Here is a 24896-nt window from a genome sequence, read left to right as displayed (position 1 = left end):
ACCGCCTGAGCGGCCGGGACCGCCGCACCGAGGTGCCGTATCCGCAGAGTCCGGGGCCTCGGGAGTCGTGCCCCCGGCCCCCGGGTCCGCCGGCCCAGCGGCTCCCGGTGCCCTTCCCCTTCCGCCGGCCACCGGTGCCTGGCGGGAGGGGGATCCGCCCGGGCGGCGCCGGTGGTGGGTACGGGCCGGGCCGCTGGCGCTGGAGGCGGGCGGCGAGCTGCCGGAGGTCCGTATCGCCTATGAGACCTGGGGGCACCTCGCCCCCGACGCCTCGAACGCCGTACTGGTTCTGCACGCCCTCACCGGCGACAGCCATGCCGCGGGCCCGGCCGGGCCCGGCCATCCCACCCCCGGCTGGTGGGACGCCCTGATCGGGCCCGGCCGGGCCCTGGACACCGACCACTGGTTCGTTGTCGCGCCCAATGCGCTGGGCGGCTGCCAGGGCAGTACGGGACCGTCCTCGGCCGGCCCCGGAGGACGGCCGTGGGGCTCCGCCTTCCCGCGGCTGACCCAGCGCGACCAAGTGGCCGCCGAGACCGGCCTCGCGGACCAACTGGGCATCGAACGCTGGGCGTTGGTGCTCGGCGGCTCCATGGGCGGTATGCGCGCCCTGGAGTGGGCCGTCGCCCACCCCGGGCGCACGGGCGCGCTGATGCTGCTCGCCACCACGGCGAGCGCCAGCGCCGAGCAGATCGCCTGGGCCACCATCCAGGCGCGCGCGATCCGCTCCGACCCCTTCTGGTGCGGCGGCGACTACCACGACGCGGAACCGGGGCACGGCCCGCACACCGGGCTGGGACTGGCCCGCCGGCTCGCCCATGTCACATACCGCAGCGAGCCCGAACTCCATGTCCGCTTCGGCCGCGACCCGCAGGGTACGGAGGACCCCTGGCAGGGCGGCCGCTACCAGGTCGAGTCGTATCTCGACCACCATGCCGCCAAGCTCGTACGGCGCTTCGACGCGGGCAGTTACATCACCCTCACCGATGCCATGAACACCCATGACATCGGGCGCGGCCGGGGCGATGTCCGGGCCGCGCTGCGCCGGATCTCCGCGCCCACGCTGGTGGCCGGTGTCGACTCGGACCGGCTCTATCCGCCGTCCCAGCAAGGGGAGTTGGCCGCGGGCATCCCGGGCGCGGACCGTCTGCGCGTGATCGAATCGCCGTACGGGCACGACGGTTTCCTCATCGAGACGGAACAGGTCGGCTTGCTCGTACGGGAGTTGACCGCCCGGACCGGGTGACGGCCAAGTCTCGCAGACGACAGGGCGCCCCCGCCGGACGGCGGGAGCGCCCCTTCTCTGTGCCGGCTCAGCGGCGCACGATCAGCAGTACTGCGCTTCCTTGCCGATCGAGCGGTAGAAGCAGTCCGCGTTCTCCAGAAGCTGGAGCACCGCGTCCCGGTTCCTGCTGGTCTCGCGGTCGATCACCTCGTCGGGCGGGTAGAAACCGCCGCCCGAACTCGACGACGGGTACATCTCGAAGGTGTACGAGAAGATCTTGTACGTCCCCCACAGCCAGTCGTCGATCGAGCCGTCCGTGATGTAGAGATCACTGGCCTGCTCGGGGGTGTAGCCATTGCTCGCGGCCATCTTCTGGCCGACGGTCGCGAAGGCGTTGCGGTCGTCCAGTGTCATACCGGTCGTGGTGTCCGCGGTGGTGTAGCCGAAGGGCCAGAGCACCAGTTCGCTGTAGGTGTGGAAGTCGATACCGGCCTTGATCTGCTGCGTACCGCCGACGACCCGGCTGCGCACGAAGTTCGCCACGACCTTCACCTCGGGCGCGGACTCGGCGGCGGCGCCGCGATAGGTGTCCGAGGAGGCGCTGCCCGACGAGCCGCCGCAGCAGCCCCAGCGGTAGGCCCAGTTGCGGTTGAGGTCCGTACCGACCGCGGTGGAACCGGAGTTGGGCTGCCGGTTCTTGCGCCAGCTCCGGTACGAGCCGGTCGCCACGTCGTACTCGCCGCCGTCCGGGTTGAGGTCCGGGATGATCCAGATCTCCCGGCTGTTCACCAGGTTGGTGACCCGCGAGTCGGTGCCGTAGTCGGAGGTCAGCTCCTTGAGCAGATACAGCGCCATCTCCACGGTGAGGTGCTCACGCGCGTGCTGATGGTGGGTGAAGAGGACCTCGGGCTCGTTCTCGTCGGTGGCGACATTGTCGCTGATCTTGATCGCGACCATGTTCCGGCCCTGGTACGAGGTGCCGATCACCCGCTGGCTCACCAGGCTCGGGTTCGCCGCTATGACGGTGTTGATCTCGCTCGTCATCTCGGCGTAGTTGTGGTACCTGGAGTCGGCGGAGGGGAAGTCGAACGGCTCGATGACGCCGTCCAGCGTACGGTCGGGGACGGCGCCCAGCGGGGTGGGGTCGTAGCCCAGCGCGCGGAGCTTCCTCGCCTGTGCGGGGTCGGCCGAGACGACCACGCTCTCGCTGTCCGACTCGTCGATCGTCACTCCGGTCCTGGCGAGCGCGGTACGGGTCGCCGAGGTGGCGTGCATCCGGATCTCGTACTGCTTGATGGCCTCGTCGGCCGCCGCTGCCTCGGCGGCGGGCGACGGGGGAGTGGAATCGGCGCTGGTGGCCGTGGCGGTGACACCGAGGGCCAGGGCCAGCAGGGCGGCCAGGGTCACCGTCCTTCTGCGGCCGGTGCCGCCGCTTCCACGTGTTCGGAGCCGCATGGAGTCTCCCGGGTGTGGAGGTGAGTGGGGGGTGGTGCCGCGACGCGCCCTGTGTGCGGGACAGCGGAACTGGGGCCGTCCGGGGTCATCCTGGGGGCATGACATGAGCCGGTCAAGAGTGCGATTGCGGCGAAGGGGAGGCCGGGCATGGTTCACGACGGCCCGGGTGCCCCGTCGCTCACCATCCCGGCCACCACCCCCTGCGGAGCACGCCTAGAAGTCGAAGATGGTGCCGCTTCCGCTGTTCTTGGCGCACGGGTTGCCGAAGGTGTGGACGTACGAGTAGCGCTTCCCCTCCCAGACGCCCTCCGCGGTCACCGTCACCGGGTTCCACTCCTTGCTGCACACCGCGCGTGAGCCCCGGGTGGTGATGGAGTCCAACTCGGCCCGGGTGGTGTGCAGTTCGGCGCAGGCGCCGACCGCGTCCGGGTGGCTGCCGCCCGCCGTGGGCGCGCAGGTGAGGGTCACGGCGCGCAGCACCGTACCGGTGGCGGCGCTGTCTCCCGCGGTGACGCCCAGCACCAGGGCGGACGGCGCGTACAGGCTTCCCGCACCGGTCCCTGCGCCGTCCGCCGCGCCCGCCGCGCCGACGCAGGGCAGTGTGCTGAACGCCAGTGTGGTGGCAGTGAGCGCCAGACCTCTTGCGATGGACCGCATTGCGAATACTCCTTGGTCGAGATTGGGTAAATCGCAGGCAGTCTGGCCCGGCCCGGCGGCGAATGCGTGGCACCACCACCATGTCCGGCCGCGCGGTGTGATGCCATGGCTGCAAATGGTGGTCACCCGAACGGCGCTGGTACGGCCCCGGCGCGCGGTGTGCGTCAGAGACCTTGCTTGCCGGGGAGGTCTTCGGCGAGGTCTTTCAGGACCCGGTCGGCCACCGCGAAGGCCGAGTTGGCGGCCGGCACGCCGCAGTACACGGCCGACTGGAGCAGTACCTCGCCGATCTCCTCAGGCGTGAGGCCATTGCGTACGGCGGCCCGTACATGCATGGCGAGTTCGTCCCGGTGGCCGCCCGCGACCAGTGCGGTGAGGGTGATACAGCTCCGGGTACGGCGGTCCAGGGTGCCGCCGGTCCAGATCTCGCCCCAGGCGTAGCGGGTGATGAAGTCCTGGAAACGGGCGGTGAAGGGCGTGGTGGCGGCGATCGCCCGGTCGACGTGCGCGTCGCCGAGGACCTCCCGGCGTACGGCCGTGCCCGCCGCGTACCGGTCCTGCCGGCCCGTGGCCGACTGCCGCAGATGGGACAGCAGCGCGTCGAGTACGGCACCGGGCCGCTCGACGCTCGCGAGGTGCGCGGCGCGGGGCAGCTCGACCAGCGTGGCGTCCCGGATGCCGTCGGCGAGTTCGCGGGCGTGGGCGGGCGGGGTGGCCGGATCGTCACGGCCGGCCACGACCAGGGCGGGCGCGTCGATCCGGGCGAGGTCGTCGCGCAGATCGAGCCCGGCGAGGATCTCGCAGCAGACGGCGTACGCCTCGGGGTCGACGGCCCGCAGATCGGCCACGAGCGCTGCCACGGCCGCGTGGCCGCTCGTGGCGAACCCGGGGGTGAACCAGCGCCCGGGAGCGGAGTCGGCCAGCGATTCGGTGCCTCCGGTACGAACCAGCTCCGCGCGCTCATGCCACGGCCCGGCCCCGCCGAAGTGCGCCGAGGAGCACACCAGCGCGAGCGAAGAAACCCGCCGGGGACGACGCGCCGCCAGCCAGCCCCCGACGGCCCCGCCCAACGAGATCCCCGCGTACGCGAAGCTGTCCACCCCCAGCGAGTCGGCCAGGCCGAGCACAAGCTGTCCGAGGTCGGCCATGCTGCTTCCGGCGGGAAGGAGCGACGCGGGGGAGCGGCCGTGCCCGGGCAGATCCCACCGTACGACCCGATATCGCGCGGCCAGAGCGGCCATCTGGGGCTCCCAGACGCCGAGCGAGGTGCCGAGGGAGGGCCCGAGGACGAGCACGGGGGCGTCGGCGGGGCCGTCGACGCGGTGGTGAAGGAGAGGAGTCATGGGAGGTCCTGGCCGGAGGTCGGGTGGGGACGACGACTGCCGTCGGGGCCGGGGTTCTGGTCGGGCGCCCGGTCTCGGTCGGGCGCCCGGTCGGAGGCCAGGCCAGGGCCCCGGCGGGGATCCTGACGGGCGTTCCGGTCGGGGTCCGGGTCGGCGTCCTGGCCGGAGTGCGGCGTACGGGCTTGACCGCGGCCAGCACGCGTTGGGCGGCTGAGTGCCTCGTCGGTCAGGGCTAGAGCTGCGCCCAGGTAGGTGTCCGGGGTGGTCAGCTCTCGTAGCCTCTCCGGGGGGAGCGCGGCGCTCACCCGGGGGTCCTCCGCCAGCACTTCCGCCAACGCCTTGCCCTCGTTTGCCGCCCGGCGGGACGCCGCTGTCAGCAGGTCTCTCGCCGTGGCGCGGCCCAGTAGGGGGGTGAGGCGGGCCGTCAGACGTTCGGTGAGCAACTGGCCGCCCGTCAGGGACAGGTTCGTGCGCATGCGGGCGGGGAAGATCCGCAGGCCGCCGACGAGTTCCGCCGCTGTCTCGGCCGCGGCTCCGGTCAGGCGCAGTGCGTCGAGCAGGGGCTGCCACTCGGCGTGCCAGGCGCCCGCCGGGCGTTCGTCCTCGGCGGCCAGAGAGGCGAAGAGTACGGCCGCGAGGGCGGGGACCTGGCGTGCGGTGGACGCGATCAGGATTGCCCGTACGGGGTTGTGCTTGTGCGGCATCGCTGAAGACCCGCCGCCCGTCCCCTCGGCGACCTCGCCGATTTCCGTACGGGACAGCACCAGCACATCCGCCGCGATCTTCCCCAGCGCGCCCGCGCAGAAGGCGAGCGCCCCGCCGAGGTCGGCGACCGGGGTACGCAGCACATGCCAGGGCAGCGGCGGCGAGGCGAGGCCCGTCTCACGCGCGAACGCGGCCGTCAGCGCCCGCCCCGCGTCCGGGTCCCCGTCGGCGGCGGCCCCGAACGCCGCCAGTGTGCCCGCCGCGCCGCCGAGCTGCGCCGGCAGAGATGCCCGTACCACCGCGAGCCGGTCACGGGCGTCCAGCACCAGCGACCGCCACCCCGCCGCCTTCAGCCCGAAGGTGGTGGGCACCGCGTGCTGGGTGAGGGTGCGGCCCGGCATCACGGTGTCGCGGTGTTCGGCCGCCAGCGCGCCGAGCGCGTCGGCGGTGCGCTCCAGATCGGCCGTGATCAGGTCGAGCGTACGTGCCGCGACCAGCATGAGCGCCGTGTCCACGATGTCCTGGCTGGTCGCACCCCGATGGACGAACTCGGCGTCGTCCGGCTCCAGTTCGGCCACCGCGCGGGTGAGATCGGCGACCAGCGGGATGACCGGGTTGCCGCCGGCCCGGCCGCGCAGGGCGAGCGACCGTACGTCGAACCGTTCGGCGCGGGCCGCCGCCGTGACCGTACGCGCCGCACGCTCCGGGGCGAGTCCGGCCGCGGCCTGGGCGCGGGTCAACGCGGCCTCGGCGTCGAGCATCGCCTGAAGGACCGCCCGGTCGCCGGTGGCCGCCTCGGCCGCGCGGCCGGCCCACACCGGCCCGAGCAGCCCGGCGCCGTCCGCGCCGCCCCGCTCACCGACCGGAGCCACGCCGCTAGTCGGAGGTGTCGGAGGTGGTGAAATCAAGGAAGACCGTCTCCTTCTCCCCTTGCAGCCGGATGTCGAAGCGGTGGACCCGCTCGCGTTCCTGACGGGCCATCAGCGTGGCACGGCGCTCCTCGGGCAGCCCCGACAGCAGCGCGTCCGATGACGCCGGAGCCCCCACGTAGGCCCGGGTGAACAGATGGTGCGACAGCCCGCGCGCGAACACGCACACCGCCAGATACGGCCGCCCGCCCGGCGGTTCGAGCGTCCGTACCGCCCAGTGCCCGTCCGCGTCCGTGGCCACCCGCGCGAAACCGGTGAAGTCCAGGCCGTTGCGCCCCAGAAAGCCACCGGTCACCGGGTCGCGGCGAAGCGATCCGGGGCGCCCGGCCAGCGAGCCGTCCGGCGTCGCCTGCCAGGTCTCCACCAGCGCGTCGGGCACCGGGGCGCCCTCGCCGTCGTACACATATCCGTGCACGGTGAGCGCCTCCGGATGCCCGGCGGGCACCACCTCACCGCCGCCCGGGAAGGGCAGGGCATATCCGTAGAACGGGCCGACGGTCTGGGAGGGAGTGGGGCCCGGTGTCACAGGTCCAGTCGGGCGCGGCATCAGCGGTCCTCCCCGGATCCGGGCACCTGTGCTACAGCCTCCGGCAACGCCGTTTCCGGCAGCGTCGCGGCCGGACCGTCGAGCACGATGTCCCACCGGTAACCGAGCGAGAACTCGGGGCTGGACAGCTCGTGTTCGTACACCGCGACCAGTCGCTCCCGCGCCGCCGGATCGGTCACCGACTGGAGGATCGGGTCGTACGGGAAGAGCGGATCGCCCGGGAAGTACATCTGGGTCACCAGCCGCTGGGTGAAGGCCGTGCCGAAGAGCGAGAAGTGGATGTGCGCGGGCCGCCAGGCGTTGAGATGGTTGCGCCAGGGGTACGCGCCGGGCTTGACCGTGGTGAACCGATAGCGTCCCTGATCATCCGTCAGACACCGTCCCACACCGGTGAAATGGGGATCCAGCGGCGCCGGATGCTGGTCGCGCTGATGCGCGTACCGCCCCGAGGCGTTGGCCTGCCAGATCTCCACGAGCTGGTGGCGTACGGGCCGTCCCGCCCGGTCGAGCACCCGCCCGGTGACGGTGATCCGCTCCCCGAGCGGTTCGCCGTGGTGCTGCCGGGTCAGGTCCGCGTCGAGTTCCGTCACATCGGTCACGCCGAACACCGGTCCGTACAGCTCCGCGGCCTCCGGGTCCCCGCCCATCGGGACCAGCGGCCGCTTCGGATGGCGCAGCACGCTGCTGCGGTACGGGGCGAAGTCCCGGCCGGGATGTGCCGGCCGGTCCGCGCCGCCGGTCACGGCATCGGCCGCCGCCCGGTGCGCCTCGGCTATCTCCGCACTGATCCGGTGCTGCGTGAGGGGTTCGGAAGGGGCGAGTGGTTCCGAGGGGGCGAGGGGTTCGGGAGGCGGCACGGGATCACCTTTCGAGTACGAGGGCCAGGCCCTGTCCGACACCGATGCACAGCGCGGCGATGCCGGTGCCCGAGCCCGCGGCGGCGAGCTGATGGGCGACGGCCCCGGTGATCCGGGCACCGGAGGCACCGAGCGGATGGCCGAGGGCCAGCGCGCCGCCGCGCGGATTGACGACCGCCGGATCGATCCCCGGCCACTGGCCCAGACAGGCGAGCGCCTGGGCGGCGAACGCCTCGTTGAGTTCGAGGACATCCACCTCGGTGAGTTCCCGGCCCGCCTTCTTCAGCGCGCGCTCCACCGCCTCCACCGGTCCCGCGCCGAAGTACTGCGGCTCGATCCCGGTGACGGCCGAGGCGCCGATACGGGCCAGCGGCTCGCGCCCCGTCGCCCGCAGACCGTCCTCGTCGGTGAGCAGGAGCGCCGCCGCGCCGTCGTTGAGCGGCGAGGAGTTCCCGGCGGTGACCGTGCCGCCCTCGCTGAACACCGGCTTCAGCCGGGCCAGCGCCGCCGCCGAGGTGTTGTCGCGGATGGACTCGTCACGCCCGAGGTCCACCCCCTCGACGGGTACGGTCTCCGTGTCGTACCGCCCCTCCCGCCAGGCCCGCGCCGCCTTCTGGTGGCAGGCCAGCGCGAACTCGTCCTGTTCGGCGCGGCCGATGCCGTACCGGTCGGCGACCAGTTCCGCGCCCTCACCGAGCGGAACCGTCCACTCCGCGGGCATCCGGGGATTGACCAGCCGCCAGCCGAGGGTCGTCGAGTACATCTGCTGGTGTCCGGCGGGCAGGGCGCGCTCCGGTTTCGGTACCACCCACGGCGCGCGGCTCATCGACTCGACACCGCCCGCCACCGCGACCGAGGCATCGCCGACGGCGATGGCGCGCGCCGCCTGGATCACGGCCTCCATGCCGGAACCGCACAGCCGGTTGACGGTCGTGCCGGGCACGGTGACCGGCAGTCCGGCGAGCAGAACCGCCATCCGGGCGACGTTACGGTTCTCCTCCCCGGCGCCGTTGGCGTTGCCGAGGAAGACGTCGTCGATACGGGCGGGGTCCAGGGCGGGCGTACGGGCGAGCAGGGCGCGCAGCACCCCGGCGGCCAGATCGTCAGGGCGCACCCCGCTCAGCGCGCCCCCGTACGCGCCGAAAGGGGTCCGTACGGCGTCGACGACATACACCTCACGCAGTCGGCCGGACATGCCTACTCCTCGGTCTCGTCGGTCTCGTCGGAAGCCGGTGTGCGCAGGGGCGCGGCCGTCCTGGCCCGTACCTCCTCGGGCGTGACATCCGGCGCGGTCTCGACGAGGACCAGCCCCCGGCCGGTGATGTCGATGACGGCCAGATCGGTGATGATCCGGTGGACGCACGCCTTGCCGGTGAGCGGCAGGGTGCACTCCTCGACGATCTTCGGGGAACCGTCCCGCGCCGTATGGTCCATCAGCACGATCACCCGGCGGGCGCCGTGGACCAGGTCCATCGCCCCGCCCATCCCCTTGATCATCCGCCCGGGGACCGACCAGTTGGCGAGATCGCCGCCCGCCGACACCTGCATGGCGCCCAGCACGGCGGTGTCGATATGGCCGCCGCGGATCATCCCGAAGGAGAGCGCGGAGTCGAAGTACGCGGCGCCGGGCAGCACCGTGACCGTCTCCTTTCCCGCGTTGATCAGATCCGGGTCGACCGTCTCGTCCGTCGGGTACGGGCCGACGCCCAGCACCCCGTTCTCGGAGTGCAGGACCACATCGACCCCCTCGGGGAGGAAGCCGGGGATCAGGGTGGGCAGCCCGATCCCGAGGTTCACATACGAGCCGTCGGCCAGTTCGGCCGCCGCCCGGGCGGCCATCTCGTCGCGCGTACGGGCCATCAGGACCTCACCGTCCTCTTCTCCACCCGCTTGGCACCGGCCTGTTCGGGCGTGAGCGGCACCACGCGCTGCACGAACACCCCCGGGACATGGACCGAGTCGGGGTCCAGCGCCCCCGGTTCGACCAGCTCCTCCACCTCGGCGACGGTCACCCGCCCGGCCATCGCCGCCAGCGGGTTGAAGTTGCGGGCGGCCTTGGCGAACACGAGATTGCCGTGCCGGTCGCCCCTGGCCGCCCGTACCAGCGCGAAATCGGTGGTGATGCCGGACTCCAGGACATGGTCGCGCCCGCCGAACACCCGGACCTCCTTGGCCGGTGAGTGCACCGCCACCGAGCCGTCCCGCGCATAGCGCCAGGGCAGTCCGCCGTCGGCGACCTGGGTGCCGACACCGGCCGGGGTGTAGAAGGCGGGGATGCCGCAGCCGCCGGCGCGCAGCCGCTCGGCGAGGGTGCCCTGCGGGACCAGCTCGACCTCCAGTTCGCCGCCGAGGTACTGGCGGGCGAACTCCTTGTTCTCGCCGATGTACGAACCGGTGACCCGTGAGATCCGGCCTTCTGCCAGCAGCAGCCCGAGCCCTTCGCCGTCCACCCCGCAGTTGTTGGAGACCACACTCAGCCCGCGTACGCCCCGGGCGCGCACCGCCTCGATCAGGACGGCGGGCACCCCGCTCAGACCGAAGCCGCCGACGGCGAGCGACGCGTGGTCCGCGATGTCACGGACCGCCTCGGCCGCGGACTGTGTGACCTTGTCCATGGAAGGACTCCCCGCGGTTCTCTTTGTTCGCAGAATGAACTAGAGTTCACTCACTTGCTGTCCCCGAGTGTGCGTGCACCCGGCACGCGTGTCAACGCCCTGCACCGGAGAGCCGATGACCGCCCTGCGTCCCGCCGCCACGACCCACGCCGGTCCGGCGGCACCCGCCGAGCCCGTGCCCCCCGAGGCCGTCGGCCCGCTGATGCGCGGGATCGCCGTCCTGCGGGCGATCAGCGACGCCGGAGGCAGGGCGGCCCTGAGCGATCTGGTCCGTACGACCGGCCTCGCCCGCTCCACCGCCGACCGGATCGCCGCGACCCTCGCGCGGATGGGATACCTCCGCCTGGACGGCCACTCCGCCGCCCTCACCCCCCGCCTGATGGAGCTGGGCAACGCTTATCTGGGCGCCCGCCGGTTCCCCGCCCTTCTCGCCCCGCTCGCCGAGCGGCTCGCCGAGGAACTCGACGAGTCGGTCTCGCTGGCCGTGCCCGACGCCGACGGCATCCGCTTCGTGCACCAGACCACCCGGCGCCGCGCGATGTCGCTCACCTTCCGCATCGGCGATCTGCTGCCCGCCGAACGCACCGCGCCAGGACCGCTGTTCGCCGCGGACTGGGACGAGACGGAGTGGGCACGGTGGCGGGAGCGCCGGGCGGCCGACCCAGAGGACCGCGGCTTCCCCGCCGTACCGCCGCGCGGCCCGGACTCCGGCGGGCCCGGCTTCGAGGAGCGTACGGCGAGCGCGGCCGAGCGCGCCTGGGGCCTGGACGACCAGCTCATCGAGCCGGGGCTGATCGCCCTGGCCGTCCCCGTACGGGACGCGGACGGGCGTACCGTCTGCGCGGTGAGCGCGGTCAGCCACACCAGCAGGCACAGCGCCGACTCACTGCGCCACTCGCTGCTGCCACGGGTAAGGGAAGCCGTGGCCAGCATGGAACGTACGCTACGGACGGCCGGCCCGGCACCCGACGTCCCGCCCGCGGGACTCGCCGACTGGACCAGCGCCTCCAAGCAGCAGCTCGGCGCGGAGTTCCTGGAGTCCCTGGCCCGCGGCCTGACCGTGGTGACGGCCTTCGGCGAGGGATGCCCCGAACTGACACTCACCGCCGTCGCCGAGGCCACCGGGCTGGCCAGGGCCACCGCCCGGCGCGCCCTGATCACCCTCGAACACCTCGGCCTCGTCGTCGCGGAGGACCGGACCTTCCGGCTCACCCCGCGGGTGCTCGCGCTCGGCTATCCGACGCTCTCCCGCACCACACTGCCCGAGATCGCCACCCCGCATCTGACCGCGCTCGTCAAGAAGGTGCACGATTCGGCGTCCCTGGCGGTGCTCACCGGCGACGACATCCAGTACACGGCACGGGTCGCCACCGGCCGCATCATGAGTGTCAACATCACCCTCGGCACCCGCTTTCCGGCGTACGCGGCCTCGATGGGCCGGGTGCTGCTGGCCGCGCTGCCGCCCGAGGAGCGGGCCGCCCGGCTCGCCCGCACCGAACCACGCGCGCTGACCCCGCGCACGGTCACCGGCCGGGCGGAGCTGGCCGCGCTTCTGGAGCGGGTGGAGCACGACGGATACGCCCTGGTCGATGAAGAGTTGGAGGAGGGCCTGCGCTCCCTCGCCGTACCGGTGCGCGACCGGACAGGGCGCGCGGTGGCGGCCGTGAATGTCGCCATGCACAGCAGCCGTCGCTCCGTCGAGCGGTGCCTGGCCGAAGTGCTGCCCGAACTCCGCGCCACGGCAGGGGGTATCGAGGCGGATCTCCGTATCGCCGGGCGGTTCAGCCGTATCCCCGCGGCCTGACCGGGCCGGGCTGCGGGCTGGGGGCCGGGCAGGGGCGATGCAGGGGCTCGCGTCCGCCGTACCGCCGCCGTACCGGATCCGTACGTACATACGCGCGGACGCACGGCAGCGGTACGGCGGGCCGACGGGCCCCGCACCCTCAGACGTTGGGCACCTTCAGCTTGTCCCAGCTCGTCTTGCCCGGGATGCCGTCCGCGTCGCTGCCCGAGTAGCCGAGCTTGCGCTGCCAGGCGGCATACGACTTCTTGTCGGCGTCCGACCAGTCGGGGCTCGGCCCGACCGCGTAGCGCCCGCAGCCCTCCGCCACCAGCCGCTTGCCCATCGCCGTGATGATGGCGCTGCGCCGGCCGGGCGCGAAGAAGGCGGCTCCGGGGAACGGCTCGTACTTCTTCGCCGGGGGCTTGGGCGGAGGTGGCGCGGACGGTCCGTCCGGCTTGCCGCCGAGCCGTGCTCTGATGCGCTCGCGCATCGAGTCCATGGTGAAGCCGCGCGGGTCGATCTTGCCGGGCTGCCACTCCTTGTGCCCTATCACCGAGCGGTGGGTCCAGCCGTGCGCACGGCAGATCGCGGCCGCGGCCTTCTCGATCGCCTCCAACTGGGCGGCCGGCCAAGGGTCCGTGCCATTGCCCAGGTTGACGCACTCGAAGCCGTAGAAATAGCGGTTGCCATCGGTGTTGGCCTCGTTGTCGGCGGGCAGCGCCGACTCGTTGATCACCGCCCGCAGGACCTCGTCGTCCCCCGAACCGGCGTGATTGGCCCGGCCGTTGCCGACCAGATAGACCGTGCCGTCCTTGGCGATCACACCGTGGCACAGCGGACCCGGCAGGCTCGAATGGCCGTTGTAGCAGAGCTCCACCGAACTCTGGGTGCCCGAGGTGACGGTGTGATGGATCATCACCCCGTGCAGCGGCCCCCACGGGCCCTTGTGATTGCGGTTGTGTGTGCGCCAGCTCCGGTGCTCGACCACGGTGAGGCCCTCGTCCTTCAGGGCTTTGAGTAGTTTCGCGGCGGTCAGAGGAGTTGCCATCGTGGTGCTCCTTCCCAAGTGCGATGTATCAATTCTCAGGCCCCTACTGCCCGTTCCGCTCGTCCGTTCCGGTCACGTGGCTGTCGGAAGCGGCCAGTTCGGCGGCCAAAGCCTCCTCCTCGGCGGCGGCCTCCGCCGCGAGTTCGCCCTCGTCCGCCGCGGGGACCGGGGTCGCCAGCGGGCCGAAGGACAGCCGCAGATCCACCGGGGAGCCCTCGCCGGGCACCCAGGCCAGTGGCGCGTAGTGGACCTCGATCCCGTCCGGCGACCGCAGCAGCGGACGGCGTGCCGCGTCCGTCGGCCACTCCACATCGCCCGTGGCGGTACGGGCCGGTACGGTCCAGAAGTCACCGGAGCGATAGGTCTTCCCCGGCTCGAAATAGACGAGAACCCCGTCCTCCAGCGGCAGCCAGCCGCCCTCCTCGATCCGCAGCGCGCCATGGTGCAGTTTCGGGGCACCCCGTCCCGTACGGCCCGACGGCCCGTGGCCGCCGGTGTGCCGGGCCCCCGACGGGTGGTCCCAGCGCCGCAGATACGGATGGAGTCCGGGGCGCCGCCCCACCGACGGATCGGGCTCGCCGGAGAGCCGTACCCGCCGTCCCGGCAGATCGACCTCCTCCACCCGCAGCAGCGGCAGCGGCTCGCCCCTGCTGATGTAGGCGGTGTCGACCAGCTCGACCCAGTCGCCGACGTTCAGATCGAGCTTGTCGTCACCGCCGAGCGAGGCCAACTCGGCCCAGGTGCCGTCGAGTCCGTCGACGACGAAGGTCACCGAGCCGTTCTCGCGCGACCACTTGAACGTCGCGTCCTTGGCCGTGCCGCCGTCATGGATCTCCACCCGGTACATCTGGTTCTCCGGGCCCCGGTACTGCGCGTCCGGCGGCACCGGACACGGGTCCTCGTCGGTGTGCTCGGGCCGTCGGCTGCGCGCCGCCATCCGGGCCGTCGGCGCCTGCGCCCGCGCCCACTTGTCGAACGCCGCGCGCACCTCGTCCCTGGACGCCCCGTCCGCCAGCTCCAGTTGCCCGGCGGCCAGCGGCAGCACCTGCCAGACGACCTTCAGCCGGGCCGCGGTGTCGGGCATCGCCGAGCCCAGCGCCACCTCGCGCAGCAGCGGATCCTCGGCCGCGGTGACCGAACGCTCCCACACCTTCAGATGGACCAGATAGGGGAACTGCGCGGGCAGCCGGTCGCCGGGGCGCTCCGGGTCCCGGTACGCGTCCGGCTGGTCCCAGTACGTCCAGGTGGCCGGCGGCTCCGGAGCCGCCTCGCCGTCCTCGGCCTGCTGCCCGTCCTCCACCACCGGAACGCCGGGCAGCGGGCGCGTCGCGTCCAGCGGGATGCCGTCGACGTAGTAGCGGCCCCCGCCGATCGACAGATCGTCCAGCTCCCGGCCGCCGCGTACGGAACCCACCCTGAAGCCGGTGGCACCGCGCGGGCCGCCGTGCTGCCCGATCAGATCGGCGGCGACGGTACGGGCCTGGAGAAGCTGGATCGCGGCCTGCTCATTGGCGTCCGCGTCGAGCTGGACCCGGCCCTGCTGGGCGATCACCGCCGAGTAGTGCCGGTCGGGGCGGAAGGTGAGCCGGGAGATGTCTGCGTGCATGGGAAGGGGTCCCCCTCGGAAGTTCTGCGTCCGTCGGTCCGGTGCGGGCGGGTGGTGCGCGGGTGCTGGGGTCGTACGGGGCGCTCGGTGGCTTACGGGTCGTACGTGCGGTCCGGAGCGTGCTCGGCGGATCGGTGCCCGGTGGCGGGCTTCGGCGCTCGGCCCCGGGCGGTCAGGTGACGTGGAAGATCCCGGCGTCGGTGCCGGCCGGGGTGTACTCGGCCAGCCGGGCCCGCAGACTGTCCAGGCGCTGCGGCTGGTACAGATCGTGGAAGGCGCCCATCTCGGAGCCGTCCTCCGCGCCCCGCTTGATCTCCTCGGCGCAGCCGGCGGCGAGCTGCCCGTAAGCCGGCGTGCCGTACCGCTCGCCGGTGAACAGCGGCCGTACCCGCTCCGCGTCCTCGCTCCCCACCAGATCCGGCTGGCAGCGATGGCGGCGCGGGGTGCGCGAGCCGGGCGGTACGTACGAGAAGCGCAGCCGGCCGGTGCCGCGCCTGGCCACCCGGATCCGCCCGGTGAAGACACTGTCCTCGGCGATCTCCACCGCGTGGGTGTGGATCTCGCCGATGACGGTGGTGCGATAGGCGTGCAGGACGGCATGGGCGTGACGGCAGTCCGGGGCGGACAGCGCCGCCCGGTCATGGCCGGTGGCGTCCAGGATGCTGTCACGGACATGGATCGGCAGCGGGTCGTCGCCCACCTCGTCGCCGATCACCTCGATCGTGCCGAGGACGCTCCGCTCGATCGCGACGCAGGCGGTGGTCCTGTCCAGGACCAGGCTCGGTTCCTCGGGGGAGTGCGGGGTGCACTCGGGCTCCAGCGACCAGCCGGGGACGAGCGTGCAGTGCCGCAGCACCACCGCGCCGACGGGTCCGCTGACATGGAGGCCGCGCCCGGTGACCAGCAGTCCGTCCAGCACGATCCGCGGAGCCCGAGCCCGAGCCCGAGCCGAAGCCGCCTCGCTCCCGCTCCTGCTTCCGTCGTCCTCCTGCGCGCGGATGTTCAGCGCGTCCGGGCGGTTGCTGTACCAGTCGAGCAGCCGGATCACCGGGCGGGTGCCCTCGGCCGCTCTCAGCTCCAGCCGGTCGCCGGGTTCGAGATCGAAGTCGAGCTGCTCCTGATAGGCGCTGCTGTGCGTGATCTCGATGACTCCGTCCGGACCGCAGCGCCCGGCCCGCCGGTCGTCACGCCACTCGCCGTACGCGTCCATGATCCGCCGGTGGGCCTGGCCGGGCCCGACCCGGTAGACGGCCGCCGTCGGCGGTGTCTCCCGGTCACGCGGATACTCGCCGCCGCCCGTGTCGTCCGAGAACGCGTAGTGGTAGCTGACCCAGACACCCTGGCGCGGCGCGGAGCGTGAGCCGAACGCGATCCGGCCGAGCACCGGGTCCACGGCCACCTGCCCGCGTTTGGGCCGGTAGCGCCAGTCCGTCAGATCCGCCACCACAAGGTCCGACAGCGGCACCGGTTCCTCACGGCCGTCGCACCGGATGGTGAAGCTCTTGCCAGGCCCGTAGTAGTCGGCGAGCCGGTCGGCCAACTGCCTGCGGCGGATGTAAGCGGGTACGTTGTCGATCGTCGCGACATGCGTGGCCGACGGTTCGGGCACCGGCCTTGTCACCAGCGGAGTGTCATTGCCCAGGATCGAGAAGGTGTAGAGGTTACGGGCCCGGTCGACGCAGTACGCGGGCGCCCCGGTCACGTGGTACGGCTTCAGCCGCCACACGAACAGGCCCACGCCCGCGGGGGAGTTGCCCCCTTGGGTACGGGACGAGCCGGCCCGCCGTACATCCACCGACCGGGCGGTCGTACCGAAAGGACCGCCCGCCAGATCCAGCGCCGCGCCCTCCCGAACGTCCGCGAGCCGGCCGCGCCCCAGCCGCCGCGCGTTCACGGCCGCCGTCCCGGACCCGTACAGTCCGACCGGCTGCTGATGCGAGACCAGCCGGGAGAACTCCACGGCCCGTGACGGCCACCCGGCGACTCCGTCGGCCAGCTCCTCCAGCAGGGCCAGGGTGCCCTTGCGCCGCCGGTTGGCGACGGTCGCGGCGACATCGCGGCGTGGTGCCAGCGCCTCGGCGAGCAGCTCGCGCGAACCACCCGCGCCCGTACCGCCGTTGAGGCCCTTCGCCTGGACCCGCTCATAGCCGGGCAGCGGGGTGTAACCGACCAGATCGCCGAGGTACGGCAGCACCCAGGGCGCCGCGGTCTCCACGAACCAGTCCTCGTAACCCTGCTCGACCCCGTCCCGTACCCGGTCCACCTGCTCGGCGATCACCGCGAGCAGCGCCCGCAGCGGCTCGCCGCCCCCGCCCGCTCCGCCGCCGGTCCGGGCGTCGCGCAGCCGGTGCCACTGCGGCAGCAGCTCCGCGAGCCCGTCCGGTTCCCTGCTCATACGGTGACCTCCGTCAGAATCAGTGTGTCCGCGACCCGCGGTGAGAGCAGGGCCAGTTGGGCCGGCCTGATGCCACGGAAGACACACACCGCGCGGCCCTTCGCGAGCCGCCGGGTGTCGGTGATGTCCGGGTTCAGGCGCAGCAGCTCGGCCAGGGAGATGCCGTACCGGACGGCGACCCGCGTCAGCGTCTCGCCCTCCTCGGCCGTCACCCGGTGGACGGTCTCGTCGTACGAGGCGAGCCGCGCCGGGACCGCCGTGCGCGGCTCGCCGAGCCGGCCCGCGAGCCCGCTCAGCTCGTCCGGCGTGACGGACGCGGGGACCCCGGTGAAGACGTCCACATCGATGTAGTCGACCCCCGGGACCCGGTGCGCGGTCGCGAGCACGTCCGACAGCACCGCCGGACGGCCCAACTCCCGGCGCCCGCTGCCGAATTCATGGAGCAGTGCCTGCCGCAGCCGTGGCTCGACCACCGTCCAGGTGTGGTCGCGGGCCACCTTCACCCGCGCGGCGAGCAGCAGCAGGACCAGCTCGCGCACATCCACCCGTACCGGAAGGCGCGCGTCGCCGTACCGGGCGAGCGAGGCGCGCAGCGCGCGCAGCACCTCGGAGTCCTCGGCGATGGGGATGTCGTCGACTCCGGCGACCGTGAGATGCAGCACCCGGCGCCGCCCGTCGAAGAGTTCACGGGCCGAGGCGCGGCCTATGCCCGCCCGCGAGCGCGCGAAGTCCTCGTAGTCCGCCACCGACACCAGCCGGTCGAGCGCCGAGACCGCGAGCGGGATGGTGCGCCGTGTCAGCCCGGGGCCGTCGGCGTCCGAACCGCCCGTCGCGGGCAGCGGGTTGGTGACCGCGGTGACCCCCAGCGGCCGGGTCACCGCCTGGGTGATCCGGTCCGCCGGCAGATTGGCGGCCCGGCCGGTGCCGAAGCGGTAGCGGGCCCGGACGTTCTCGTGCCCGGTGGGCAGCCGCGCGCCGAACACACCGTCGCCGAAGGTCACCGTTGTCCGCCCGTCCGCGGCCGTCCCCGTGACATACACGCGGTCGCGCGGACCGCGTCCCGCCAGACTGTCCACCTCGTGCCAGAGCAGACCGTCGACGCGCACCTCCAGCGTCGGCCGGGCGCCCAGCGGACTGTCCGCGGGCAGCCAGGTCAGCGGCGACTGCCACAGGGTGAACGTCTGATTGGTCCGGTCGGCGTCACCGCTGCCGACCGGCTCGTCGCGGCTCTCACCGTGCGTGGCGGGCACCACATTGCCCTGAACACGGACCGTGTCCCGGCGGTAGCGGTGGACCAGATCCGCGGTGAGCACCAGCCTTGTGTGGACATGGTCGCCGGGCAGCAGCGGATCGATCTCCTGCTCCACCGCCGCGACGACGGCGAGTTCGGTGCCGCGCACCCCCGCGGTCCCGGGGATGTCGGTGCGTTCGCCGGAGACCGCGAGATGGCGCCCCGGCCGCAACCCCTCGTACAGCTCCGCCAGTTCGAGTTCATTGCCGTGCACATCCTCGCCCAGCGGCTCGCCCGCGAGGCGCAGCGACTGGCCGCCGGCGTGCACGGTGGTGTCCCGGATCATCGAGAGCAGCACATCGTGCTTGTCCAGCCATGGGTCGGCGAGCGTCAGTTCGGTGCCCCGGCCGGTGATGCCGTAGTTCGTGTACGCGGCGGTGCGCACAGCGGTCACCCGGGTCGTCACCGACGCCAGCTTCCTGTCGCCCGGAATGCCGTCGGGCCCCTCGGCTCCCTTGCGGGGCCGCTCGACGGCCACCCAGCTCCCCACCGTGATCCCGTCCTGCACCGAGTCGAGGGGCAGGACATGGAGATCGGCGCGCTCGGGCACGGTCACGATGCCGACCTCGACATTCGGCGGCTCACCGCCGACGGTGTAGCGCGCGTGCACCTCGAATCCGCCGTGGGCGGCCCGCTTGTACTCGCCGGGGGACAGATACCAGTCCAGCGGGTCCCCGTTCTGTACGCCGACATGGACCCGCCCGTCCTCGCCGGGCCGGGACACGAACAGCTTCAGCTCCGGCAGACCGGGCTCCAACTGGGCTGTCACGCCCGGCTCCTGGGAGTCGGCCGGGCGCCGCGCCAGCCAGCTCAGATCCCGGTCCTGGGCGGAGCGGGTCATCAGCGTGACCCGTCCCGGCGGCAGCTCGAAGCTGGTCTCCGCGGGCAGATTCTCCGAACGCTGCGCCGAGGAACCCAGCTCCGTGTGCTGGAACTCCGCGCGTACGGGGACCCGGCCGGCCGTGTCGTACACCACGCGCATGGTGGTGAGTGCTGAGCCGTTGAGCGGCCAGTCCGTCTGCCGGATCACCCGGCCCCGTTCGTCCTGGACCGGCTTGAGGGGAGCGGTCGCGCCGAACGGCGCGGCGGTCACCCGCAGGGCCTGGAGTTCACGAAGCAGGCCGGGCAAGGGAGTTGGGGCGGCGGCCCTGGCCCTGGCAGGCGAGGTGGCGCTGCGCCACGCCGCGTACAGTCCGTCCGCGACCCGGGGATCCAGCGCGGCGAGCATCTGCGCACCGAGGTCCGAGCCGGGTGCGAAGAGCGCCCCGGGATCGTACGCCCGTGCCCGGGATCCCGGCGGCGCGCCCGCCGTACGACCGCGCAGGGCGGGCAGTACGGCGCCGAGCGCCAGCATGGCGGCCGAACTGTCCGGCGAGGCGGGCGAGTCCGGCTCCACCGGCTGGGAGGGCGCCAATTCCCCCGCGCGCTCGATCAGTTCACCGATCACCGCCTCCAACCGCTCGAACCAGGCGCTGACTTCCTCGTACGGGGCGGCCACCGCCTGTGCCTCGGCGAGCCGTTCGTACGGATCAGCGAGCCGCCGGGCGAACTGCGCCGGGGTGGTGATCCCGTCCAGATCCGCGCGCAGGGGCGCCAGCACCTGCGCGTCGAACTCCTCGATGATCAGGCTGACCGGCCGGGGATGGGGACGGTCCGGGGTGGGCTCCCCGCCCTCGCCCTCCCGCTCGTCCTCGGCGATCCACTTCCGCACCTCCGCCACCAGCTCGCTCAGCGTCGGCGGGGCGGACTCCGGCAGCCCGATCGCCGTCACATCGCCCTCGCGGTCGATCCGGATCCGCGCCACCGGAAGCAGCAGCCGCTGCCCGCCGGCGTCCGGCTCCTCCCCGCCGAAGACGAACAGCAGCTTGTCCCCGGTCTGGAGAGAGGTGCCGGTCCCCGAGATGTCGATCTCCGAGCGGCGGCGCAGATCGTCGGGGGTGAGCCGGGCCGGGCGGCGCCTGCGGACCGCCAGCTCGTTCCAGGCCCAGCGGGCCGTCAGGTCCTCGCTCGTCTCGAAGGCCTGCGACTCCTCGGTCGCGGAGGCGGGCACACTGTTGCTGCGCGCCCCGCGCGGGATCAGCACCGGCAGGTCCTCCGCACGCGGATCCCGGTCCAGTGTGTACGCCACATAGGTGTCCGCCGCGATCCCGGGCCGCGGCCGGTGCCCGACCAGGCGCCCCAGCAGCACCAGCGAGCGGTGGTCGCCGGCGGTGCGCAGATACCCCTCGTCGGCGATCCGCTCGGAGTGGAAGGTCAGCAGATCGCCCACCACCGCCCACGCGTCCAGCAGCCCGATCGCCGGGTCGTCGGGGGTACGGACGGTCAGCCCGCGCAGCGCCGGATACGCGGGGGAGGCGAGCCGGTCGAGCATCGCCGCCAGGAACGAGCCGTACTCACCGACCCGGTAGTCGAGAGCCGAACGGCCCGGCGGGTTGTAGAGGGGCGCCGGCGCGTGCCGCTCGTCGTGCCCGCCGCAGCCGCAGCCGGCGTGTGTGCAGGTCATCGCGGACCTCCGCCCAGTTCGATCGTCAGCCGGCCGTTCTCCGGCCGGTCCGGGTCGTTGTCGCAGCGCGCGACCTCCAGCGGGCCGAGCCGCAGCACACCCGCCTCCAGCGCGGTGTCGTCGAGCGGATCGGCGTCGAAGAGCCGGCTCAGCCGGGTCACCCGTACGCTCTCCACGCCCTGGACGGCGGCGGCCACGGCCACCAGACGGCTGAGCCGCACCGGTTCGCCGAAGGTCAGCGCGTCGGGATGGAAGAAGCCGGGCCGCCCGCCGGACAGCCGCCCGCTGCCCAGCAGCCCGTACAACTCCGCCAGGATCTGCCCGTGCTGCCGGCCGGGCGCGGCACACACCGCGAGGACGATGTCCAGCGGTACGGCACGGGCTGGGGCGACCACCAGATCGTGGCCGATCCTGCGGTAGCTCTCCAGGGCGTACGACACCGAGTCGAGCAGCGCGGGGGAGGGCTCGCCGGAGCCCAGCGCGTCCACGGCGACATGCGCCTCCCGCACACTGCCGGTCCAGCGGATCTCCGCCGCGGCCCGCGCCACCCCCGGGAGCTTCGACGCCAGCGCCGCGTAGTCCTCGGCGGTGACGGCCCGCAGCCGCGAGCGCTTCAGATCGAGCGGGGCCAACTGCCGTACCTGCTCGACGGGTTCGGGCTCGGTGCCGCCGACGGCGGGAAGCGGATTGCGTACCCCCGCCACCGGCATCGGCTCCCCGGCGTCGGTCGCGTCGGGGTCACGGGCCAGTACGAGATGGTTGATGGCCTCGGCGCCGACATTGCCCGCCGTGCCGCCGCCGAGGCGGTAGCGCACATCCAGCAGGGTGCCGGGCCTCGGCCGCGCGCCGTGCCGTCCGTCGCCGAAGCGCAGCGCGATCCTGCCGTCGTCCTCCAGCTCACCGACGAAGTGGCGGTCGCGGGGGCCGCTGGTGAGCAGATCGCGCCGGGGAGTCCAGCGCTCGTCGCCGTCCGCCACGGTCACCGCGGGCAGCGCGGCCCCGGGGTCCTGGACGAGCGCGGCGGCGGGGCCGCGCAGCACCGGCTCACCGGGGTGCAGCCCGGCCGCGTACGCACCGCCCCATGTGTGCGCGATCTCCCAGGCGATCCCGCCGTCCAGCACCGTGCCCGCGCGGGCACGCGCCGTCAGCACCTCAAGGCGGCGCAGCTTCGCGGCCAGCAGCCGCTCGCTCCGGTGCAGCAGCTCGCGCAGCGCACGGACCGGATGGCGGCGCAGTTCGAGCCGCTCCAGCAGCCGTAACCCGAACAGCACTGTCAGCTCGGCGACTTCGGGCTCGGTGAGGCCGTCGCGGTCGCGGGCGCTGCGCCACAGCTCCACCAGCCGCTGCCGCACACGGCCCGGGATCGCCGCGAGCCGGTCGGCCTGCCCGGCCGAGACCTGGCGGGGCTCGGGGAACGGTACGGCCTGGACCACCGGCGAGCGGCCCAGCACCGGCCTGAAGCGCGGCCGGATCCCGGGATAGGTCACCTGCGCCAGCAGGGTGGCGAGGGCCTCCGCCTGGGCGTAGGTGGTGCCGGGGACGACCTTCTCGGTCCGCCGGCCCGCGCGCTCAAGCCCGAGACCGGCCCGTACGGTCGCGTCCTCGCCGACGACAGTGAACAGTTCCCGGATCTGATGTGCTGTCAGCGCACGTGCGTGACGGGTCTGCTCCAGAAGGGAGTTGATGAGCGCGGCCGTCGCGTTTCCCGCGTTCCGGTCCCAGCAGTCGAAGCTCGGCGGATCGCAGGAGCCGGGTACGGCGGGCGCGGGCGGCACCGTGACCGTCTCGGCTCCGCTTCCGTGTGTGTCGGATTCGCCTCCCTGGAAGGCCGTCGACCGGCCGTGGTCGACGAGCACCACATTGCCGCGCGCCACACTCACATCACCGACCGGCTCACAGTCCGTTCCACCGCGTGTGGACAGACAGAAGGGGAAGGCGAGCGCGTCCTCCCGCGCCCAGGTGACCTCCAGGACCGGCTGGTCCGCCAGCCGGTCCACCAGCGGGGTGACCGAGGTGAGGCGTACGGCCTGCCGGTGCGCCGGATCGGCGTCACCGGGCGTACCGGAGCGCGGCCCCCGTACCTCCTCGAACAGCAGCAGATCACCTGGCGCCAGATCCAGTGCGCGGTCTTCGCACTTCTCGTCCGTCCACGCGTCTCTCAGTGTCGCGGCGGTGGCACCGGCGGGCAGCGAACACACGTCGTTGCCCCAGGTCCAGAAGCGGATGGTGTTGTGCGCGGGGCGCAGCACCAGCGGCTCCTCGGCCATCAGCGGTTCGAACACCTCCACCGAACCGCGCTCCTCCAGCGCCGCCAGATCCCGGTCGTCGATGACGGTGCCGATCTCGGGCCGGTCGCGCGGGCCCAGCGTACGGACGTCGACCGCGGCGAAGCGGAACGTACCGGCCGGCAGGGTCAGTTGACGTACCGTCTCGACCGCGACGAACGCGCGGGCGTTGCATCCGTCGTGCATCGGATAGTCGATGAGCCGCACATGGCGGCGTACGGAGACGCGGCGGCGGGCCGTGTCGAGATACGCCTCGGTGGCGACCGCGTCCTGCTGGTAGCTGATCCGGTCGGCGGTGTGGGCGAGGAGTTCGACCAGTGTGATGCCGAGGTCGGCGGCATTGCGCTCGGTCCACGCGGGGGTGGTGAGCGCCAGCCGGTCCAGGATCAGCCGTCGGATCGTGTCGTAGTCGCGCGCGGTGTAGTCGATGACCGGTGCGGGCGGGTACGGGCGGTGGGGGCCGGGCTCGTGGTCCGCGCGGTCGAAGGGGACGACGGGACCGGGGGAGTCCGGGCGGAAGGTGAACTCGGCCTGGAAATACCGCTGGTCGAAGCCGGGGAACGGCTCGGTGCCCGGCCGACCGTACGGATCGGTGTCGACGAGGGAGAGCCGGTAGCGGGAGCTGTCGCCGGTACGGTCGAGCGTGACGAACAGCCGGTCGTCCAGCTCCGGGTCCTCCTCGCGCTCGACGGCCACGTCGACGGCCTCGATACCGGTGATCCGGCGGCCGCCGTCGATCCGTACATTCTCCGGGGACACACCGTGGGGCGCCTTGCCGAGAAAGGTGACGGTGAGGGTCAGCCCGTCGTCACCGGCCTCGACCGCGTCGACACCGCCGAGCCGCGCGGCCCGTACCCGCGCGCGCCGCCCGCCCGTACGGCACTCCACCTGTCCTCCGGGCCCGCTCATGCCGGACCACTCCCCTCGAACACCTCGTCGCGCCGGCTCGCGGTGGAGCGCACCATGTACCGCAGATACACCCGCACCACGTTCTCCTCACTCACCACGTCCAGCGCCTCCACCTCGATGAGTTCACCCAGCCAGCGCTGGAGCGAGGCTTGTACGGACAGCTCCAGGGCGGATGCCAGCTCCGGGCTGTTCGGGGTGAAGACAAGATCGAGCAGACCGCACCCGAAGTCGGGCCGCATCACACGCTCGCCGGGCGAGGTGAAGAGCAACTGCTCGATCAGATCGCGCACATGGGCGTCGTACGCGGCGTGCGCGGTGCGGCCGCGCCGGTCGGTACGGAAGGGGAAGGCGATGTCGCTCCGCACCCTCGTCATCGTGAGGACACCTCCCGCGACGCCGCGTGGCCGACGACCGGCGGACCCTGCGGCACCAGCGCGGCGCTGAAGCAGAGCGCGCTCGTGGTGTGCAGCAGTACGGGCGCGCCGTCGATCAGCACACTGTCGCGGTCCGGCGTCCAGCGCACGGAGACGCATGGGTGCGGTACGCCGTCGACGGTGTGCCGGCAGCCGCTGACGGTGAAGACATCGGTCGCGGTGGGCACGGGCCGGCCGTCGATCCGTACCGCGGACGACGGGGCGGAGGGGGGTGAAACCCGGCCGCCGTGCGGGCAGTTGATGGCAGACCCGCCGTTCACGAGATTGCCGTTGCCGGACAAGACTCTGCTCCCCGTTCTGTTGGTCCTC

18 protein-coding genes are annotated in these 24896 nt (G+C 72.8%); 2 read left to right on the top strand and 16 right to left on the bottom strand.

Annotated elements, in window-relative coordinates; all coding sequences use genetic code 11:
* Positions 1-67 precede the first annotated feature (67 nt).
* A complete protein-coding gene (locus tag ACFU9P_RS22615) occupies positions 68-1246 on the top strand; it encodes a homoserine O-acetyltransferase (protein WP_384083636.1) in 1179 nt (392 codons plus the stop codon).
* Positions 1247-1327: 81 nt separating this feature from the next.
* Here ACFU9P_RS22615 and ACFU9P_RS22610 read toward each other — a convergent pair whose 3' ends face one another.
* From ACFU9P_RS22610 to ACFU9P_RS22570, 9 genes are all read right to left on the bottom strand, one after another.
* Positions 1328-2680 (bottom strand): M14 family metallopeptidase, encoded by a 1353-nt coding sequence (locus ACFU9P_RS22610; RefSeq protein WP_384083633.1) that lies wholly within the window; start codon positions 2678-2680, stop codon positions 1328-1330.
* Positions 2681-2893: 213 nt separating this feature from the next.
* Complete coding sequence (locus ACFU9P_RS22605; protein ID WP_376372514.1) at positions 2894-3337, bottom strand: subtilase-type protease inhibitor; 444 nt, start codon at positions 3335-3337, stop codon at positions 2894-2896.
* 164 nt (positions 3338-3501) lie between these two features.
* Positions 3502-4680: a 3-oxoadipate enol-lactonase gene (gene pcaD, locus ACFU9P_RS22600; protein WP_376372511.1), complete on the bottom strand. Its 1179-nt coding sequence runs from the start codon at positions 4678-4680 to the stop codon at positions 3502-3504.
* Positions 4677-6257 carry a 3-carboxy-cis,cis-muconate cycloisomerase gene (pcaB, locus tag ACFU9P_RS22595; protein ID WP_376372509.1) on the bottom strand — a complete coding sequence of 527 codons (1581 nt, stop codon included), beginning with the start codon at positions 6255-6257 and terminating at the stop codon, positions 4677-4679. Before pcaB ends, pcaD begins: the two co-directional genes overlap by 4 nt.
* A gap of 4 nt (positions 6258-6261) precedes the next feature.
* On the bottom strand, positions 6262-6861 hold the full coding sequence (pcaG, locus tag ACFU9P_RS22590) for a protocatechuate 3,4-dioxygenase subunit alpha (protein ID WP_376372507.1): 600 nt from the start codon (positions 6859-6861) through the stop codon (positions 6262-6264).
* A complete protein-coding gene (pcaH, locus tag ACFU9P_RS22585) occupies positions 6861-7718 on the bottom strand; it encodes a protocatechuate 3,4-dioxygenase subunit beta (RefSeq protein WP_376372504.1) in 858 nt (285 codons plus the stop codon). The genes pcaG and pcaH overlap by 1 nt, the downstream gene beginning before the upstream one ends.
* 4 nt (positions 7719-7722) lie before the next feature.
* The gene (locus ACFU9P_RS22580; RefSeq protein ID WP_376372502.1) at positions 7723-8913 is read right to left on the bottom strand and encodes a thiolase family protein; all 1191 of its coding nucleotides are present in this window, start codon (positions 8911-8913) and stop codon (positions 7723-7725) included.
* A 2-nt stretch (positions 8914-8915) separates the two neighbouring features.
* On the bottom strand, positions 8916-9578 hold the full coding sequence (locus tag ACFU9P_RS22575) for a 3-oxoacid CoA-transferase subunit B (protein WP_376372499.1): 663 nt from the start codon (positions 9576-9578) through the stop codon (positions 8916-8918).
* Positions 9578-10333, bottom strand: a complete 756-nt coding sequence (locus tag ACFU9P_RS22570; protein ID WP_376372497.1) for a CoA transferase subunit A — start codon at positions 10331-10333, stop codon at positions 9578-9580. The genes ACFU9P_RS22575 and ACFU9P_RS22570 overlap by 1 nt, the downstream gene beginning before the upstream one ends.
* 115 nt (positions 10334-10448) lie before the next feature.
* Here ACFU9P_RS22570 and ACFU9P_RS22565 point away from each other — a divergent pair, with 115 nt between their 5' ends.
* Positions 10449-12137 (top strand): IclR family transcriptional regulator C-terminal domain-containing protein, encoded by a 1689-nt coding sequence (locus ACFU9P_RS22565; protein WP_376372494.1) that lies wholly within the window; start codon positions 10449-10451, stop codon positions 12135-12137.
* A gap of 139 nt (positions 12138-12276) precedes the next feature.
* Here ACFU9P_RS22565 and ACFU9P_RS22560 read toward each other — a convergent pair whose 3' ends face one another.
* The 7 genes from ACFU9P_RS22560 to ACFU9P_RS22530 all read right to left on the bottom strand — a co-directional run bounded on the left by ACFU9P_RS22560 (position 12277) and on the right by ACFU9P_RS22530 (position 24868).
* The gene (locus tag ACFU9P_RS22560) at positions 12277-13164 is read right to left on the bottom strand and encodes a peptidoglycan-binding protein (RefSeq protein ID WP_384083627.1); all 888 of its coding nucleotides are present in this window, start codon (positions 13162-13164) and stop codon (positions 12277-12279) included.
* Positions 13165-13207: 43 nt separating this feature from the next.
* Complete coding sequence (locus ACFU9P_RS22555) at positions 13208-14770, bottom strand: DUF6519 domain-containing protein (protein ID WP_384083625.1); 1563 nt, start codon at positions 14768-14770, stop codon at positions 13208-13210.
* Positions 14771-14942: 172 nt separating this feature from the next.
* Positions 14943-17165 carry a hypothetical protein gene (locus ACFU9P_RS22550; RefSeq protein WP_384083622.1) on the bottom strand — a complete coding sequence of 741 codons (2223 nt, stop codon included), beginning with the start codon at positions 17163-17165 and terminating at the stop codon, positions 14943-14945.
* A complete protein-coding gene (locus ACFU9P_RS22545; protein ID WP_384083619.1) occupies positions 17162-20959 on the bottom strand; it encodes a putative baseplate assembly protein in 3798 nt (1265 codons plus the stop codon). The genes ACFU9P_RS22550 and ACFU9P_RS22545 overlap by 4 nt, the downstream gene beginning before the upstream one ends.
* A complete protein-coding gene (locus tag ACFU9P_RS22540) occupies positions 20956-24153 on the bottom strand; it encodes a putative baseplate assembly protein (RefSeq protein ID WP_384083617.1) in 3198 nt (1065 codons plus the stop codon). The genes ACFU9P_RS22545 and ACFU9P_RS22540 overlap by 4 nt, the downstream gene beginning before the upstream one ends.
* Positions 24150-24527, bottom strand: a complete 378-nt coding sequence (locus ACFU9P_RS22535) for a GPW/gp25 family protein (RefSeq protein ID WP_384083614.1) — start codon at positions 24525-24527, stop codon at positions 24150-24152. Before ACFU9P_RS22535 ends, ACFU9P_RS22540 begins: the two co-directional genes overlap by 4 nt.
* Positions 24524-24868: a hypothetical protein gene (locus tag ACFU9P_RS22530; protein ID WP_384083611.1), complete on the bottom strand. Its 345-nt coding sequence runs from the start codon at positions 24866-24868 to the stop codon at positions 24524-24526. Before ACFU9P_RS22530 ends, ACFU9P_RS22535 begins: the two co-directional genes overlap by 4 nt.
* Positions 24869-24896: the final 28 nt, after the last annotated feature.

Origin of the sequence: Streptomyces sp. NPDC057617 (genome assembly GCF_042800555.1) — a bacterium.
Lineage (GTDB): Bacteria > Actinomycetota > Actinomycetes > Streptomycetales > Streptomycetaceae > Streptomyces.
The sequence above is the reverse complement of the archived record's forward strand: the minus strand, read 5'-3'. Positions and strand labels throughout refer to the sequence as shown.

Excerpts from the sequence above, each read along its gene's own strand:
- ACFU9P_RS22565 (WP_376372494.1), top strand. The coding sequence starts at position 10,449 with ATGACCGCCCTGCGTCCCGCCGCCACGACCCACGCCGGTCCGGCGGCA.
- ACFU9P_RS22535 (WP_384083614.1), bottom strand. The coding sequence starts at position 24,527 with ATGACGAGGGTGCGGAGCGACATCGCCTTCCCCTTCCGTACCGACCGG.
- ACFU9P_RS22570 (WP_376372497.1), bottom strand. The coding sequence starts at position 10,333 with ATGGACAAGGTCACACAGTCCGCGGCCGAGGCGGTCCGTGACATCGCG.
- ACFU9P_RS22610 (WP_384083633.1), bottom strand. The coding sequence starts at position 2,680 with ATGCGGCTCCGAACACGTGGAAGCGGCGGCACCGGCCGCAGAAGGACG.
- pcaD (WP_376372511.1), bottom strand. The coding sequence starts at position 4,680 with ATGACTCCTCTCCTTCACCACCGCGTCGACGGCCCCGCCGACGCCCCC.
- ACFU9P_RS22550 (WP_384083622.1), bottom strand. The coding sequence starts at position 17,165 with ATGAGCAGGGAACCGGACGGGCTCGCGGAGCTGCTGCCGCAGTGGCAC.
- ACFU9P_RS22545 (WP_384083619.1), bottom strand. The coding sequence starts at position 20,959 with ATGACCTGCACACACGCCGGCTGCGGCTGCGGCGGGCACGACGAGCGG.
- ACFU9P_RS22540 (WP_384083617.1), bottom strand. The coding sequence starts at position 24,153 with ATGAGCGGGCCCGGAGGACAGGTGGAGTGCCGTACGGGCGGGCGGCGC.
- ACFU9P_RS22560 (WP_384083627.1), bottom strand. The coding sequence starts at position 13,164 with ATGGCAACTCCTCTGACCGCCGCGAAACTACTCAAAGCCCTGAAGGAC.
- ACFU9P_RS22575 (WP_376372499.1), bottom strand. The coding sequence starts at position 9,578 with ATGGCCCGTACGCGCGACGAGATGGCCGCCCGGGCGGCGGCCGAACTG.
- ACFU9P_RS22580 (WP_376372502.1), bottom strand. The coding sequence starts at position 8,913 with ATGTCCGGCCGACTGCGTGAGGTGTATGTCGTCGACGCCGTACGGACC.
- ACFU9P_RS22605 (WP_376372514.1), bottom strand. The coding sequence starts at position 3,337 with ATGCGGTCCATCGCAAGAGGTCTGGCGCTCACTGCCACCACACTGGCG.
- ACFU9P_RS22555 (WP_384083625.1), bottom strand. The coding sequence starts at position 14,770 with ATGCACGCAGACATCTCCCGGCTCACCTTCCGCCCCGACCGGCACTAC.
- pcaG (WP_376372507.1), bottom strand. The coding sequence starts at position 6,861 with ATGCCGCGCCCGACTGGACCTGTGACACCGGGCCCCACTCCCTCCCAG.